The sequence below is a fragment of the Pseudoalteromonas sp. Angola-30 genome (assembly GCF_028599215.1).
Taxonomy (GTDB): domain Bacteria; phylum Pseudomonadota; class Gammaproteobacteria; order Enterobacterales; family Alteromonadaceae; genus Pseudoalteromonas; species Pseudoalteromonas atlantica.
This window is the reverse complement of the sequence record NZ_JAQREI010000017.1, coordinates 42,047-56,598: the sequence shown is the minus strand read 5'-3', so window position 1 is coordinate 56,598 and position 14,552 is coordinate 42,047. Positions and strand designations below refer to the sequence as shown.

The 14,552-nt window shown below is 42.5% G+C and carries 11 protein-coding genes; 5 read left to right on the top strand and 6 right to left on the bottom strand.

What is annotated here, in order from left to right; all coding sequences use genetic code 11:
• Positions 1 to 4: 4 nt before the first annotated feature.
• From folM to ycaO, 5 genes are all read right to left on the bottom strand, one after another.
• Positions 5 to 724 carry a dihydromonapterin reductase gene (gene folM / locus PSH54_RS17030; protein ID WP_273606676.1) on the bottom strand — a complete coding sequence of 240 codons (720 nt, stop codon included), beginning with the start codon at positions 722 to 724 and terminating at the stop codon, positions 5 to 7.
• Positions 725 to 842: 118 nt separating this feature from the next.
• The gene (gene nadE, locus PSH54_RS17025; RefSeq protein ID WP_273606675.1) at positions 843 to 1,679 is read right to left on the bottom strand and encodes an ammonia-dependent NAD(+) synthetase; all 837 of its coding nucleotides are present in this window, start codon (positions 1,677 to 1,679) and stop codon (positions 843 to 845) included.
• Between the two features lie 69 nt (positions 1,680 to 1,748).
• Positions 1,749 to 2,375: a YceH family protein gene (locus PSH54_RS17020; protein WP_121636792.1), complete on the bottom strand. Its 627-nt coding sequence runs from the start codon at positions 2,373 to 2,375 to the stop codon at positions 1,749 to 1,751.
• Positions 2,376 to 2,416: 41 nt separating this feature from the next.
• On the bottom strand, positions 2,417 to 5,779 hold the full coding sequence (locus tag PSH54_RS17015) for an ATP-binding protein (protein ID WP_273606674.1): 3,363 nt from the start codon (positions 5,777 to 5,779) through the stop codon (positions 2,417 to 2,419).
• 114 nt (positions 5,780 to 5,893) lie between these two features.
• On the bottom strand, positions 5,894 to 7,654 hold the full coding sequence (gene ycaO, locus PSH54_RS17010; RefSeq protein WP_273606673.1) for a 30S ribosomal protein S12 methylthiotransferase accessory factor YcaO: 1,761 nt from the start codon (positions 7,652 to 7,654) through the stop codon (positions 5,894 to 5,896).
• A 146-nt stretch (positions 7,655 to 7,800) separates the two neighbouring features.
• Here ycaO and PSH54_RS17005 point away from each other — a divergent pair, with 146 nt between their 5' ends.
• From PSH54_RS17005 to PSH54_RS16990, 4 genes are all read left to right on the top strand, one after another.
• Positions 7,801 to 10,086, top strand: coding sequence for a penicillin acylase family protein (locus PSH54_RS17005; RefSeq protein WP_273606672.1), 2,286 nt, complete (start codon positions 7,801 to 7,803; stop codon positions 10,084 to 10,086).
• Between the two features lie 58 nt (positions 10,087 to 10,144).
• Positions 10,145 to 10,993 (top strand): MBL fold metallo-hydrolase, encoded by an 849-nt coding sequence (locus PSH54_RS17000; protein ID WP_273606671.1) that lies wholly within the window; start codon positions 10,145 to 10,147, stop codon positions 10,991 to 10,993.
• A gap of 88 nt (positions 10,994 to 11,081) precedes the next feature.
• Positions 11,082 to 12,614 carry a bifunctional GNAT family N-acetyltransferase/carbon-nitrogen hydrolase family protein gene (locus PSH54_RS16995; RefSeq protein WP_029773759.1) on the top strand — a complete coding sequence of 511 codons (1,533 nt, stop codon included), beginning with the start codon at positions 11,082 to 11,084 and terminating at the stop codon, positions 12,612 to 12,614.
• Positions 12,614 to 12,931, top strand: a complete 318-nt coding sequence (locus PSH54_RS16990; protein WP_004588993.1) for a DMT family transporter — start codon at positions 12,614 to 12,616, stop codon at positions 12,929 to 12,931. The genes PSH54_RS16995 and PSH54_RS16990 overlap by 1 nt, the downstream gene beginning before the upstream one ends.
• Positions 12,932 to 13,012: 81 nt before the next feature.
• On the opposite strand, the gene PSH54_RS16985 is transcribed toward PSH54_RS16990, so the two are convergent.
• Positions 13,013 to 13,891 (bottom strand): DMT family transporter, encoded by an 879-nt coding sequence (locus tag PSH54_RS16985; RefSeq protein ID WP_273604329.1) that lies wholly within the window; start codon positions 13,889 to 13,891, stop codon positions 13,013 to 13,015.
• A 254-nt stretch (positions 13,892 to 14,145) separates the two neighbouring features.
• On the opposite strand from PSH54_RS16985, the gene PSH54_RS16980 reads away from it, so the two are divergent.
• Positions 14,146 to 14,529, top strand: a complete 384-nt coding sequence (locus PSH54_RS16980) for an MAPEG family protein (protein WP_121636797.1) — start codon at positions 14,146 to 14,148, stop codon at positions 14,527 to 14,529.
• Positions 14,530 to 14,552: the final 23 nt, after the last annotated feature.

Here is a 14,552-nt window from a genome sequence, read left to right as displayed (position 1 = left end):
TGTTCTACTTTAAATGGCGGCCGCCATCAACAGGCAAAGCGCGGCCTGTGATGTAGTGGCTGCGCAGTAATAAATCAATACTATTAATAATTTCTTGGCAACCTGGCTCTATACCCATAAGAGATTTTTTAAGGGTTTTAGCACGGTAAGCCTCGTCATCGTGCTGATTAAAAATAATCAACGATGGCGCAACCGAATTCACCTTTATGTTTGGTGCGTACTTAGCGCTAAACGACTTGGTTAAGTTATCAAGTGCAGCCTTACTTGCGGCATAGGCAATGTGCTTTGGGCTACCTGTTTCAACAACGTAATCGGTAAGATGAATAATGTCAGCCGGTGTGCAAGCATCAGCTTGGTATGCCATTAATAGCTGTGTACAGGCATTATTAATTAAATACGGTGTTTTGGCATGAATGCGCATCATGTTATCAAACAAACTCGAAAAATCAGGGTTACTGGCTTCGCAGTCCCAGCTAGAGGCATTGTGCACAATGGCACGTAAAGAGTGAGTTTGCTGTTTTAGTGTTTCAATAAAGCTAGCTATACCGGCATCGCTGCTAAAGTCGGCGTGTATGCATACGGCGCCTTGTTGTTCTAAGTCGTCGACTGCATCGTGGCGCGTACGATAGGTAATAATAATAGCTTGGCCTTGCGATAAAAAGTGCTTGGCAAGCGCAAGGCCAATACGTTGACCAGCGCCTGTTATTAAAATAGGAGATGTCATGTAATGCAGTTTTCTCTTTGGCAGGCGTTAAAATTAACTATAAATCAGTTTTTTTGTTTTACGTAACATTACGGCGAATAGATCAGCTAGTGCATACGCAGCACTAGCTGTTTAGCCGTTATAAATCATCGTAAATAGTCGGAATGGGTTGGCGCTTATGCTGAGTGCGAACATAAATATCAGTTAGCTTTTGCTCAACCTCTGCAGCCACCGGTTTGCCTTCTAAAAAGTCGTCAATTTGATCATAGCTCAGTCCTAATGCTTCTTCATCGGTGAGGCCTGGGCGGTCACTTTCTAAATCAGCTGTTGGGGCTTTTGTTACTAATAGCTCAGGCGCACCTAAGGCAGTTGCAAGTGCGCGAACTTGACGTTTTGATAAGCCAAATAACGGGGCTAAATCGCATGCGCCATCACCAAATTTGGTGTAAAAACCAGTAATGTTTTCAGCGCTGTGATCGGTACCCACAACGAGACCTTGGCAAAAGCCAGCTATTTCGTATTGCGCTACCATGCGTTGACGTGCTTTTACATTACCTTTTACAAAGTCAACTTTAGCTTGCTCTGGTAGATCTTCACCACTGCCTACTACTGCCGCCATAGCTTGCTCGTGTAATGCATCGGCAGCAGGTTTTACGTTAACGGTCATGCGTTTACTTGGCTTGATAAAATCAACGGCCATTTGCGCTTCGTCTTCATCTGCTTGTACACCGTATGGCAAACGAACCGCAATAAATTGGTACTTATTAGTGTTTTGCTCTGCGTTTAGTTCATCTACGGCTAATTGGCACAAGCGCCCGCAGGTCGATGAGTCAACACCGCCGCTAATTCCAAGCACTAGCGATACACTATGGGCTGCCACTAAACGTGCTTTTATAAAGTTAACTCGACGGGTAATTTCGGCGTTTACATCAATAGTTGGCTGAACTTTCATTTCAGCCATAATTTCGGCGCGCATGGCCAGCTCCTCGTTATTTAATAAGTTGTTTTTAAATAGGCTTACATTATCTGGTTTAGTGGTTATTAATTAAAGTCCTAAATGTGCTTTTATACGGCTAAGCTCGGCTTTTAGTTCCTCAATTTCTGCAAGTAACTCGTTAATTTCATCGTTTTTAACTTCTGCGACTTCTGTAGCTGGCACTGGGCTTGGCGCTACTGCTGGGTCAGCAAAAAGGTGCATGTAGCGACTTTCTCGTTTGCCGGGCTCGCGCTCAAGCTTTGTTACGTAGTCATCTTTTGCTAACGCGCTCAGGGCAGTTTCTACTTCGCTAACGTTTGTAAAGTCAGCTAGGCGAGCGCTGCGCGTTCTTAGCTCACCGGGTGTTTGTGCACCGCGTAACAGCAGTAAACATATAATTGCCCGTTGCTGCGTGCTCAACTGTAAGCTACTAAATTCTGTATTACAAAAACGGTGATCGTATTTATTAACTCGTCCCGAAAGCCCTTCGTCTAGCGTTACAAGGCGCTGACTTATAAGCTCATCAAGTGTTTGTTGCACCTCACTTTCGCTCAAGTTTACAACCGGGTCTCGATTTGATTTTTGGTTACACGCATTCGTCAGTGCGTTCAACGACAGTGGATAATGCTCGGGTGTAGTGCTTTGTTTTTCTAAAAGGCAGCCAATAACGCGCTGCTGATTTGCTGATAAATGCATGGCTTTTCTTTATTAGTAAACAGTATTTTTAGCTTACACCTTTATTGTGTACCAAGCCATTGTTGTAATTTAGGCTCTAGTGCTGCGGAATCTAAAGGTTTGGTTAAATAATCGTTCATTCCTGCATCGAGGCACTTCTCTCTATCGCCCTGCATTGCGTTTGCCGTTAAAGCAATGATTGTAATATGTTTATTATGCTTACCCGCTTTGCCTTCGCGTATAGCTTGCGTGGCTTGGTAGCCATCCATCACGGGCATTTGGCAGTCCATTAAAACTAACTGGTATTTTTTGTCTTGGCTGCTGTTTAGCTTATCTAGTGCATCTTGACCGTTTTGTGCAATATCAAAGGTAAGCCCAACTTGTTTTAACAACGCTGAGGCCACCACCTGATTTACTTTGTTATCTTCTACTAAAAGCACTTGCGCGTGCGCTGATATTTCTTTGGGCTTTTCGGTTAACTCATTTTGCAGTTGTGCTTGGCGCTGTTGTTGCTCAATGTATTTATCGTTAGTGAGTGAATCAAATAAATCTGACGGAGTAAGCGGTTTAAATATCAGGCAGTCTATATTTATGCCAATGTTGTTATGCTCTTGCGAATAACTCATTGGTGCCATAACAACGAGCTTGCTTTGCTTGGTGGTTACTCGGTTTTTTAATGTATTTATTTGTGGATGTGCAGCTTGCTCAAAAAAATGATAATCGACTAGCAATGCATCTGGCTGGGTATCGCAGTTATCAAAATAATTAATGATGCCGCTATAGTCATTTAAAATATTAACGTGTGCGCCCCATACGCGTAATTGTTTGGCGGCAATATTGGCGTTAAGTGTGCAGGCATCAATAATTAAAATATGTTTGTTATTAATTAAGTGGCTGGGTAAATCTTGCGCTTTAGTTAAACGGGGCTGTATTTTTATAGAAAACGAAAAAGTGCTGCCTTCATTTAGCATGCTGGTTACGCTTACTTCGCCTTCCATTAGTTCACAAAGCTGCTTAACAATAGCTAGGCCAAGGCCTGTGCCGCCAAACTGGCGGGTGGTTGAGGCATCGGCCTGAGTGAATGAGTCGAATAAAGTTTTTTGTTTTTCTGCGTCTATTCCTATGCCGGTATCAATAATAGAGCAATGTAAAAAACTGCCATCGGTGGTTTCATCTATCTGCGCGGTCACCAGAATTTGCCCATCAATAGTAAACTTCACGGCATTGCCTATCAGGTTATTTAAAATTTGACGCAACCTATTCGGATCGCTAATTATTTCGCTGATAGTAATTTGGGTGGCATCTAAAATGAGATTGGTATTATTTTGCTCCACTTTAAGCGCAAACGACTCAACAACTTCACCAAGTAATTTAGGTAAGTTAAATTGCACATTTTCTATATCAAGTTTACCTGCTTCAATTTTAGAAAAGTCTAAAATGTCGTTAATTATATTTAACAGCGACTGAGCTGAAGATTGTGCAAGCTCAATATGGTGCTCTTGCTGTTGGTTGAGCTGGGTGCGCTTGATAATATTTAGCATGCCCAGTACGCCGTTCATGGGGGTTCTTATTTCGTGGCTCATACTGGCTAAAAATTCACTTTTAGCCATTACTGCTTGCTCTGCAGCTTCTTTGGCGGTGACTAGCTGCTGCTCTGTTTCAATACGTTGCTGACTTGAATGCAAGCTGCCCACAAGGGCGGCTACAGCAATTAAAAAGCTTTCTTCGTTACGTGACCACGGGCGCATTGAAGCACATTGCTCAGCGCATACTATGCCAATGGAGCCACTTCCCGCCGGTATGATTGCGCACAGCATGGCATTAATATTGAGCGGCGCAAAGTAATGCGCTTTAAGGGGTTTTAGTAGTGGGTGATTTTGGGCATCACTGGTGCTAAACACTGCGTGTTTTTCTATGGCTTCAAAAAAATCTGGCGCCTCTTTTTTAAGCCATACCGCATTATTATTACCCATTCTGTTTTCAATATTATGGGCTGCTATAGGACTCAATGAGGTTTTTGAGCTATTAAAAAACCAAATACTGGCTTGCTCAATGTTTAAAGCATGGCAAATAGATTCAGTAATAACTTGTTTAGATTGGCTTAATTGGCCACTTAAAATAAGGTCGTTGGCTGTAAGCGACGCTAAAATTTCGTTATGTAGGGCAATTTTGCTGTTTTCAAGCTCAATACGCTTACGGGTATCAATATTTTGCAATGAGCCAAATATTCTTACACAGCGCTCGTTTTTGCGCTCAGCTTCACCATGAATAAGCACCCACATTTCGCGCCCTTCAGAGTCAATTACTTCAAGTTCGGCTTCATAACTTTTGCCTTCTTTAATTGCAGATTCAACCAGCTGAGTGATACGTTCTCTGCTTTCGCCTGCTTTAAAGTAATTTAAGTTTGTAGGCCAGGTAGGCTCTTTATTTAGCGGGTATTTAAAGATTTTTTTGGTCATATCTGACCAATACACTTGTTTGGTTTCTAAATTAAATGACCACGCCCCAATTTGGGCAAGATCGCTCATTGCCTCCAGCATTTTTTCGTTTTGTTGCTGGCGGTTTAGCATTTTTAAAAAGAATAAGAACGCCCATATTAGTAATCCGCAAATAATTATAATGGCAATTCTAAGCGGCCATATAGTTGAAGGTGCGGGGCTCCAACCTTCTTTAGGGGCTACGTATAATTGCCAGCTTCCCCCTTGAAAATTAAGCGTAAAATCAAGCGGCTCTTGTGAGGTTATATTGTTATTGCCATAAAAAAACTCGCCTTTTTTGCCTAAACCATGACGCCCTTGAATAGCAATGTTGTAGTTTTTTTCAAGCTCTTTTATGCCTGAGTTTTTGTATACTTTTTCAATGTCGAGCACTACCGATAATAACCCCCAAAAGCGGTTTTCGGGCGGAATATAAACAGGCACTCTGGCAATGAGGGCAATGTCGCCTTGCACTAGTTTAAGTGGCCCTGCCATAACAATAGTATTGGTATCACGGGCTCTAATAGCATCTAGGCGTTGGTTTTTGTTTTCTAAAAAGTTTAAGCCAATGGCTTTTTCGTTACCTTTTAGTGGATAAGACATACGAATTATCATGTCGGGTGCACCACCAATATGGCGCAGCTCACTGGAGGTTTTAAACAAAGGCGCGGCAATTTGTTCAAACCGTGCTTGTTGTAACTCAGGTTCAGCTGATACAGCAACCGCTAATCCACGAACAAGCTGAATGTTTGATACCAAGGTGGCCTCTAGTTGTGCACGGTATGTACTTACTTGAGATAAAATTTGTAGGCGGTGGGCGTCTTTTGCGCGATTGTAGTTAATTCTATCTAATACAATGCTCACTAGTATTATTAGCGTAAGCGATAACCAAAAGGTCAGCTTATAGTTGCTGGTAGTGTTTTTTTTGTTGTTATTTTTTGGCGGCATTGGCTAAGTCATGCTGTTATTTTAGGCAATTTAACTATAGCTAATTTATTGTATAAATAAAAACGGCGCTGATAAATTAGCGCCGTTTTATTTTTATAATTAGTAGTTTAACTATTAAGCATCGGTTACTTCACGTGCCCAATGGTTTTGCTTAGCGACATGTAACTTACGGTAACCATCAAGTAGTGCTGCATGCTTTTTAAAGCCTTCAAGCGATAAACCTGGGAAGGTTAAACCATTAAATAATTTACGGCCTTCTGCTATTTCAATAGCCAGCGTTACGTTATCGCTGCCAAACATTAAACCCAGTGCATCTTGGTAGTCGGCGTAGTCGCGCTCGTCATCGTATTTAATTTCAAGAATAGCTTTTAAACAGCGGAAGTGGCGCATTGCATCTTCGTTTACTTGGCCTGTGTGTAGTATCCAGTCTACCCAATCAATGGCTTCTTCGTTGCCTGCGGCTAAACATAAGTGCGCTTTAAGCTCACCAATACGCAGTGTATGCCAAGGTGTGTCGGCATCGGTGGCAAGGCCAATAAATTCAGCAGCACGAATAATATCGCTGTGGCCTGCTTCTTCTAGGCTGTCGTAAATGTCCATCCACTGCTGCGCATCGTACTGATCAAGCGATAGGAATGCTTCACGGAATTTAGCGCCTTCGTTGTTGTTACGCCAAATTAGTTCATCTACTGGGTAAATGTCTGACATACCTGGTACTAAAATACGACATGCATACACGTTTAAGTGTGTGTAATCCATAATGTAAATGTCGTGGCCCATGCTGTGAATTAAGTCAGTACAGAAGTTGTATTCTTGCTCTGTTGTACCGCTAAAGTCCCAATGAACAAAGTCAAAGTCGGCGTTAGCACGGAAAAAGTCATGCGAGATTAAACCGCTTGAGTCGATAAAGTGCAGCTCAATGTTTTCAGGCGTTGCAACTTCATCGTTATCAAAAGTAGCCGGTTGGAACACATCAAGTTGATCAAGGCGACGACCTTGTAGTAACTCAGTAACCGTACGCTCAAGTGCAACTTCAAATGATGGGTGAGCACCAAATGAGGCAAACACAGAGCCATCAACAGGATTAATAAGCGTTACGCTCATTACAGGGTATTTACCGCCAAGTGATGCATCGGCAATACGTAAATGAAAACCATGGCTGCGTAGCTCTTCACACGCTTCGTGAATTTTAGGGTATTGCTTTACAACCTCTTCAGGGACGATAGGTAAACAAATACCTTCTGCGATAATACGGTTTTTAATGGCACGCTCAAATACTTCTGATAGCCCTTGTACGCGTGCTTCAAATTTAGTGTTACCTGCGCTCATGCCGTTAGAAACAAAAATATTACCAATTACGTTTACCGGAATGTATACGTCTTGGTTATCGCGTTGGCGTGTGTATGGCAATGTACAAATGCCGCGCTCGTTATTACCTGAGTTAAAGTCAAAAAGGTGTGAGGCATTAAGCTCACGCTCTGGGTCAAAGTAATCCCAAAGGCTTTCGTCCATAATGCCTTCTGGCACTTCATTGCCTTCAACTTTAAACCATTTCTCATTTGGATAATGAGTAAAGTCGCTGTTTGCAAATTCTTCACCTAAGTAAAAGTCGGCAAAAAAGTAATTACAGCTTAATCGTTCAAAGTATTCACCTAACGCCGAGGCGATAGATGCTTTATCGGTTGCGCCTTTACCATTGGTAAACATAACACCGCAGTCGCTGTCTTTTATATGAACTGAATAACAGTTAGCTACAGGGTTAAGCCAAAGTGCTTCTTCAACATTAATGTTTAGCGCTTTTAGCTTGTTTTGCATGGTAGAGATAGACGATTCTAGGTCGCGGTCTTTACCTTTGATAAATGTTTTTTCAGTCATATGAGTCTCAACTAGATCTGCACAAAATGTGGAATGGCTATTATCGTGGATTTTGATGTTTATTTCACCCTTTGCGAGTAAGAACATTATTATTTAATAAAACTATGGTTATTATATGTGCAACAAATGGTGCAAAGGACAAATTAATGTTTAAAGTAATCAAATGGCTAGTATTACTCGTTGTGGTTTTAGGGTTAGCTGGCACAGCGCTTGTGTATGGCGTATTAAGTTTAAGTATGCCCACACTTGATGGTAAAGGCCAAAGTACAGCAATTAATAAGCCGGTTACTATTTCGCGTGATGCACTAGGACAGGCGGTTATAAAGGCAGAAAACCGCAATAGCGCCGCATACGGGTTAGGCTATGCGCATGGGCAAGACCGTTTTTTTCAAATGGATTTATTAAGACGTAACGCCGCCGGTGAGCTTAGTGAGTTATTTGGTAAAGCGGCCCTTGGGCTTGATAAAAAAATGCGCTTTCATCAATTGCGAAAACGCAGCCACGCTATATTAAACACCTTACCCGAAAGTGATAAACAACTATTAAACAGCTACGCCCAAGGTGTAAACGAAGGGCTGGCACAAGTTGGCTTTGCAAGCTTTGAGTATTTACTTACAGGCGGAGCGCAAAAACCATGGCAAAGTGAAGATAGCCTATTAGTTATATTTAGCATGTACCTTGATTTGCAAAGTGCCACCTTTGAGCGAGATGAAGCTCTCATACATATCGAGCAAGCATACGGGCAACACATGGTTGATTTTTTAACACAACCTAGCCAATACCAAGCGGCGCTTGATGGCAGTAAACTTGCCCCGTTTACAGGCACCATTCCTCAACTTCCAGAGCAAGCACAGCACACGGTTAAAAATATTCAGGCAAACCAAGAGCGCGGCAGCAATAACTGGGCAGTAACCGGTGCGCATACCCAAACGGGAGCAGCCATGCTCTCTGATGATATGCATTTATCTATGGCGGTGCCGGTTATTTGGTACAGGGCGCAGCTTAATTACACACAAAATGGCGAGCAAGCTCAGGTAACTGGCGTATCGCTACCCGGCGCCCCTGCTATTGTGGTGGGTACAAATAATAAAATTGCCTGGGGCTTTACTAATGGCTACATAGATACCGCTGATTGGATAGCGCTAAATGATGACAGTAAAACATGGCAAGTAAATGAGCCAATAGCGCTGCCAAATGATGAGGTAGAAAACTACCCATTAACGTTAAGCGAATATGGCCCAGTAAAATACATTAATAAAAAACCCTACGCACTTAGCTGGGCTGCACATAAGCCTTATGCCGTTGATATGGAATTAGTAAAACTTGAACAAGCAAATACGGTTGATGATGCATTAGCAATAGCAAGCGATGTGGGTATTCCGGTACAAAATTTAATGGTGGTAGATGGCCAAGGCAGTGCCGCATGGCAACATATTGGCGCTATACCGGCGCGTAAAACACCGAGTGAGCTAAGTGTTAATGCAAACGAATACTCACCCGACTGGCAGCAAAATGAGCATCAGCGCCCTTATGTTAAGAACCCGCAAAATGGGCGATTATGGACAGGTAATTCGCGCGTTGTGTCGGCCACTGATAATGCACGCTTTGGCAATGGCGGGTACGCGCTAGGCGCTCGCTCGAGCCAAATTCGTGATAGGTTATTTGAAAAACAAAGCTTTGCAGAGAGCGACTTTTACGCGCTACAGCTTGATAACCAAGCCCGCTTTTTAACGCCATGGCACACATTGCTACTTAATCAGCTTAAAAAAGACAAAGCCAAAAACGCACAGTACATAAGTGCACTTGAAAACTGGCAGCAATGCGCATGTGCAAGCTCGGTAGGTTATACCTTAGTTAAACACTACCGCAGCACATTAATTAATACCGTATTTGCAAGCATGGAGAACAAACTCAATGAGCAAGACGCCACGCTTAAATATGTAAAACGCGATCTAGAACCAGCTATATGGCAGCTTATTAAGGATAGGCCGGGCTCATGGGTAAACCCTGAGTATAAAAATTGGGACGAGCAGTTATTAGGTGCATTTAGCCAAACAGTGACAGCACTTGGGGCTGAGTATGGGGATAACTTGCAAAATTGGCAGTGGGGTAAAGTAAATGCGCTTAATATTGAGCACCCGTTTGCTAAACAAATGCCCATACTGGCTAAGCTTTTAAATATGCCTATAGCGCCAGCTTTTGGCGATAGCTACATGCCCGCCGTACAAGGCAAAAGCTTTGGTGCATCGCAGCGCTTTATTGCCCAACCTGGGCATTTAGAAAACGCCATTATGGCAGTGCCCGGTGGGCAGTCGGGGCATCCGCTATCCGCGTTTTACCGTGCAGGCTTTAGTGACTACATTGAAGGTAAGCACACGCCTTTACTACCACAAACGCTAATACATCAAATAGTGATAGAGCCAGCACGATGAACTAAATTACAGTTAATCACGTTCTATATAATCATTAATAAATCAACAGAGAACTAAAATGAAAAAAATACTACCCGCATTAATAACAGGCTTATTACTTAGCAGTGCAACACATGCAGATGAAAATCCGGTAACGGCAGAAAAACTAAGCGACAGTGTGTATGTACTGTTTGGCCAAGGCGGTAACATTGCCGCAAGTGTAGGGGAAGATGGCATTTACATTATTGATGACCAATTTGCCAAGCTTTCAGACGACATTAAAAAAACCATTAGCGATTTAAAACCCGGTAGTGCAGAGTTTGTAATTAATACGCATCATCATGGCGACCACACTGGCGGCAACGAAAACTTTGCCAAAGCCGGTGCGCATGTCATTGCGCACGACAACGTACATAAGCGATTAGAAGAAAAACACGGTGCAAACTCAGATTACCTGCCACGCATTAGCTTTGGCCACGATTTAAAACTGCATTTTAATAACGAACACGCCCATGTAGTGCACTACGCCTATGCACATACCGACGGTGATTCGGTGATATTTTTTAATAACGATAACATAGTGCACATGGGCGATATTTACTTTAACTTTGACAGCTTGCCGTTTGTTGATGTAGATAGCGGCGGCAGTGTTGACGGAATATTAGCAGCCGTAAATGACGTTATTAAGCAAATAGATGAGCGCACCATAGTGATACCCGGGCATGGGCCGGTAAGTGACCGTTCAGGACTGGAAACGTATGCTAAGCTTGTTAAAAAAGCCAAAGATTTAATGCTAAAAGCAATGCAAAATAACGCAAGCTTAGAGCAAGTACTAAAAGCCGATCCATTGGCAGATCTTGGCCTTGAATACGCAGGCTGGTTGCCAAAAGAGAAAGTGACTACACTTTTTTATCGCAGCTTAAAGTAGTACGCGTAACGTAAAAAACATGATACAAAGCTGAGTGTACTTTAGCGTACATTCGGCTTTTATTTTATTATGCCCAAAGGAGTTGTGTATGTCGGCAGAAAAAACCCACCTAGAAATTTGTAACTTAACAAAAGAGCAGTATCCGCAAATTAAAACCTTAATGGATCAGGCTTATCCTGATTTAGGTGGCGCGTGGCCAAGCCATACTATTTTTAGATTGATAGATCAGTTCCCTGAAGGGCAAATAGGCATTGTAGATGATGGCGTGCTGGTGGGTTTAGCACTAAGCGTGCAAGTAGACTACGCGCGTTTTTCAAATCCTCACACATACGAAGACATAGCCGATGGGCACGACCGTGTATTTAGTGACTCCGACGGCGATGCGCTATACGGTTTAGATGTAGCAATTAGCGAAACCCACCGAGGCATGCGCTTAGGGCGCAGATTATACGATGCCCGTAAGGAGTTGTGCCGCCAATATAACTTACGCGCTATTTTAGCCGGTGGCCGTATTCCGCGTTATTACAATCACAGCAGTGAAATGACGCCAATGGAATACATTGAAAAGGTTGACCAAAAAGAGCTTTACGACCCAATTTTAAGTTTTCAGCTTTCTAACGACTTTCAGGTAAAACGGTTACTTAAAAAGTACCTGCCGGAGGATCAAGAGTCTGTAGGTTACGCCACCTTGCTTGAGTGGAATAACATAATGTACGAGCCAACCGATACCGTGCTCGAATCAACTAAATCGATAGTGCGTATAGGTGCGGTGCAATGGCAAATGCGCTGTGTAGAGTCGGTTGACGAAATGCTAAAGCAGGTAGAATACTTTGTAGATACGGTATCTGACTACAAAAGCGATTTTATATTATTTCCGGAATTTTTTAACGCGCCACTTATGGGTTTAGGCGATCAGAATAATCAAACCGAAGCTATCCGCTATTTAGCCGAATATACCGAAACATTTAAAAACGCGATGTCGCGTATGGCAATAGAATATAACGCCAATATTATTACCGGCTCTATGCCGCTTGCCGAAGACGATAAAATTTATAACGTAAGTTACTTATGCCACCGTAGCGGTAAAATAGACGAGCAGCGAAAAATACACATAACCCCGCATGAGCAAAATGATTGGGTGATTCAAGGCGGTGACAAAATTGCCGTGTTTGACACCGATGCTGGGCGTGTAGGTATTCAAATTTGTTACGATGTAGAGTTCCCAGAGCTTTCGCGCATATTAGCCAAGCAGGGGCTTGATATACTCTTTGTGCCGTTTTGGACCGATACTAAAAATAGTTATTTACGGGTTCGTCACTGTGCGCAAGCGCGCGCAATCGAAAACGAATGTTATGTGGTTATTGCAGGCTCAGTGGGTAACTTACCTGAGGTAGAAAGCCTAGACGTACAGTACTCGCAATCGGCAGTATTGACCCCGTCTGACTTTTCTTTTCCGCACGATGCAACATTAAATGAAGCCACACCTAATACTGAAATGTTACTATTTAGCGACCTTGATATGGATAAGCTAAAAATTCTTCATAGCGAAGGTACGGTGCGCAATTTAAAAGATCGCCGCGAAGATTTATACGACGTAATTTTGAAAAAGAGAGATGTTTAATGGCATGGGTTTATTTAGTCATTGCCGGCTTGCTTGAAATAGGCTGGCCAATTGGTTTAAAAATTTCACAAAACCCCGACACACGCTGGCAGGGTATAGTAATGGCAATTGCATTTTTAACAGCCAGTGGTTTTATGTTGTGGCTTGCACAAAAGCAAATATCAATGGGGACGTCCTACGCCGTATGGACCGGAATAGGTGCTGCGGGTACGTTTTTAGTGGGTATATTACTTTACGGTGATGCAGCCACGTTTGGCCGTATTGCTGGTGTACTCATGATCATTTGCGGTGTGATAACGCTAAAAATTAGCTCTTAAAAGGAGCGCTTAATACTCGCTTTAAAAGTTATAAGCAGCCTATAGTAGCGCAGGTTTAAAAGCCTGCGCTTTTTTATGTTCTCAATTGGGCAGCATTACTAAAATAGCAGCAATGGCTATAAGTATTAAGCCCGCGGTATCTTGCTTTTTAAGTGGCTGTTTGAGCCAAAGTACAGCAATTAGCATGGTAAAAAATACCTCTACCTGACCCAGCGTTTTAACATACGCTACGTGCTGTAAACTCATCGCGCTAAACCAGCCAATAGAGCCTACACAGCTAAAAGTACTAATTGCGGCAGTGGTGCCTTTATATTGCCAAAGTTTGCCAACAGTGTGTGGCTCTTTTAGTAATAAATAGCCAAGTAATATAAGCGTTTGTAGGCTTATTACAAATAGTAAAACCCATGCAGCTGAGTGTGGAAACAATAACCCTGAATTTAAGCTCGCTTCACGCACCCACAGCGATGTAAGGGCAAAGCTGGTACCACAGGCAAGGCCAAGTAACGCTGTTTTAGCATCAAAGTGTTTTACGCTGGTTATGCCGCTAAGTAAAAGCACCGCAATAGCGCCTAAAAATACACCCAGCCAACCAAGAAGGCTAAGCGCAGAGCCAAAAAACAATACCCCTAAAATAGCCGCTACTAACGCCTCACTTTTAGCAAGCCCTGCACCTATGGCGTAATTATTCATTTTAAACAGTTTTACCATTAAGCCGGTGGCGAGTATTTGCATAACACTTGCGCCAATAACAAACCCCCAAAAGGCATTATTAAACGTAGGCATGGCTGTGTCTTTATATTGATAAAGACCATACAAATACACTGCAGCAATAGGGCCGGCTAAAATAAAGCGCGAGAGGGTTACGCCAGCCACACTTGCATGTGCGCTTAATTTACTTTGTAGGGCATTTCGCCATGCTTGCATAAAGGCGGCTAAAAAAGTGAAAAAGATCCAGGTCATAGGGGTCGTCGGTAAAAAATAAGGTCTATAAGTTAACAATCTTTAGTTATTAATGCGATGCATTAAGGGTGATAGTGAATATTCATCACCTGCGACATTATGCCGCACTGCTTTATAGGTAAACTTAGCTATAGTAAGTATGATGTTATTGTTTAGCCGCCTGCGTATGTCATAAAACGTGTTGGCGGCTTTTTTGTGTATGTGTGTTATATGTATTGGTTAAATAACTAGGTTTTAAAATAAGAGAATAAATTATGACAACATTAGTAGTATGCGCATTACTTGCTGTATTAATGCCTTATTTTGCAAAAATACCAGTGGCCATTGCAATGGCAAAGCTTGGCCAATACGACAATAAACACCCGCGTTCTCAACAAGCAAAATTAACGGGCTTTGGTGCGCGAACGCTCGCTGCTCATCAAAATTGTTTTGAATCACTTGCAGTGTTTGCCGTTGCTATTGCGGTGGTACTAGGAACTAACTCGGTAAATGCAGTAACCGAAACCTTAGCGGTTACTCATATAGTTTCGCGTACTTTGTATTGCATTTTTTATTGGTTGAACTTAGATATTATACGTTCGCTTGTATGGTTTATTGGCTTAGGCACTGCCATTGCCATGATTGTAGTGAGTATTTAATTTTATTGTTAAAACCACAAAGC

What these genes read in the sequence shown, in the direction of transcription:
- folM (WP_273606676.1), bottom strand. Translation starts at nt 724, where the DNA reads ATGACATCTCCTATTTTAATAACAGGCGCTGGTCAACGTATTGGCCTT.
- nadE (WP_273606675.1), bottom strand. Translation starts at nt 1,679, where the DNA reads ATGCGCGCCGAAATTATGGCTGAAATGAAAGTTCAGCCAACTATTGAT.
- PSH54_RS17020 (WP_121636792.1), bottom strand. Translation starts at nt 2,375, where the DNA reads ATGCATTTATCAGCAAATCAGCAGCGCGTTATTGGCTGCCTTTTAGAA.
- PSH54_RS17015 (WP_273606674.1), bottom strand. Translation starts at nt 5,779, where the DNA reads ATGCCGCCAAAAAATAACAACAAAAAAAACACTACCAGCAACTATAAG.
- ycaO (WP_273606673.1), bottom strand. Translation starts at nt 7,654, where the DNA reads ATGACTGAAAAAACATTTATCAAAGGTAAAGACCGCGACCTAGAATCG.
- PSH54_RS17005 (WP_273606672.1), top strand. Translation starts at nt 7,801, where the DNA reads ATGTTTAAAGTAATCAAATGGCTAGTATTACTCGTTGTGGTTTTAGGG.
- PSH54_RS17000 (WP_273606671.1), top strand. Translation starts at nt 10,145, where the DNA reads ATGAAAAAAATACTACCCGCATTAATAACAGGCTTATTACTTAGCAGT.
- PSH54_RS16995 (WP_029773759.1), top strand. Translation starts at nt 11,082, where the DNA reads ATGTCGGCAGAAAAAACCCACCTAGAAATTTGTAACTTAACAAAAGAG.
- PSH54_RS16990 (WP_004588993.1), top strand. Translation starts at nt 12,614, where the DNA reads ATGGCATGGGTTTATTTAGTCATTGCCGGCTTGCTTGAAATAGGCTGG.
- PSH54_RS16985 (WP_273604329.1), bottom strand. Translation starts at nt 13,891, where the DNA reads ATGACCTGGATCTTTTTCACTTTTTTAGCCGCCTTTATGCAAGCATGG.
- PSH54_RS16980 (WP_121636797.1), top strand. Translation starts at nt 14,146, where the DNA reads ATGACAACATTAGTAGTATGCGCATTACTTGCTGTATTAATGCCTTAT.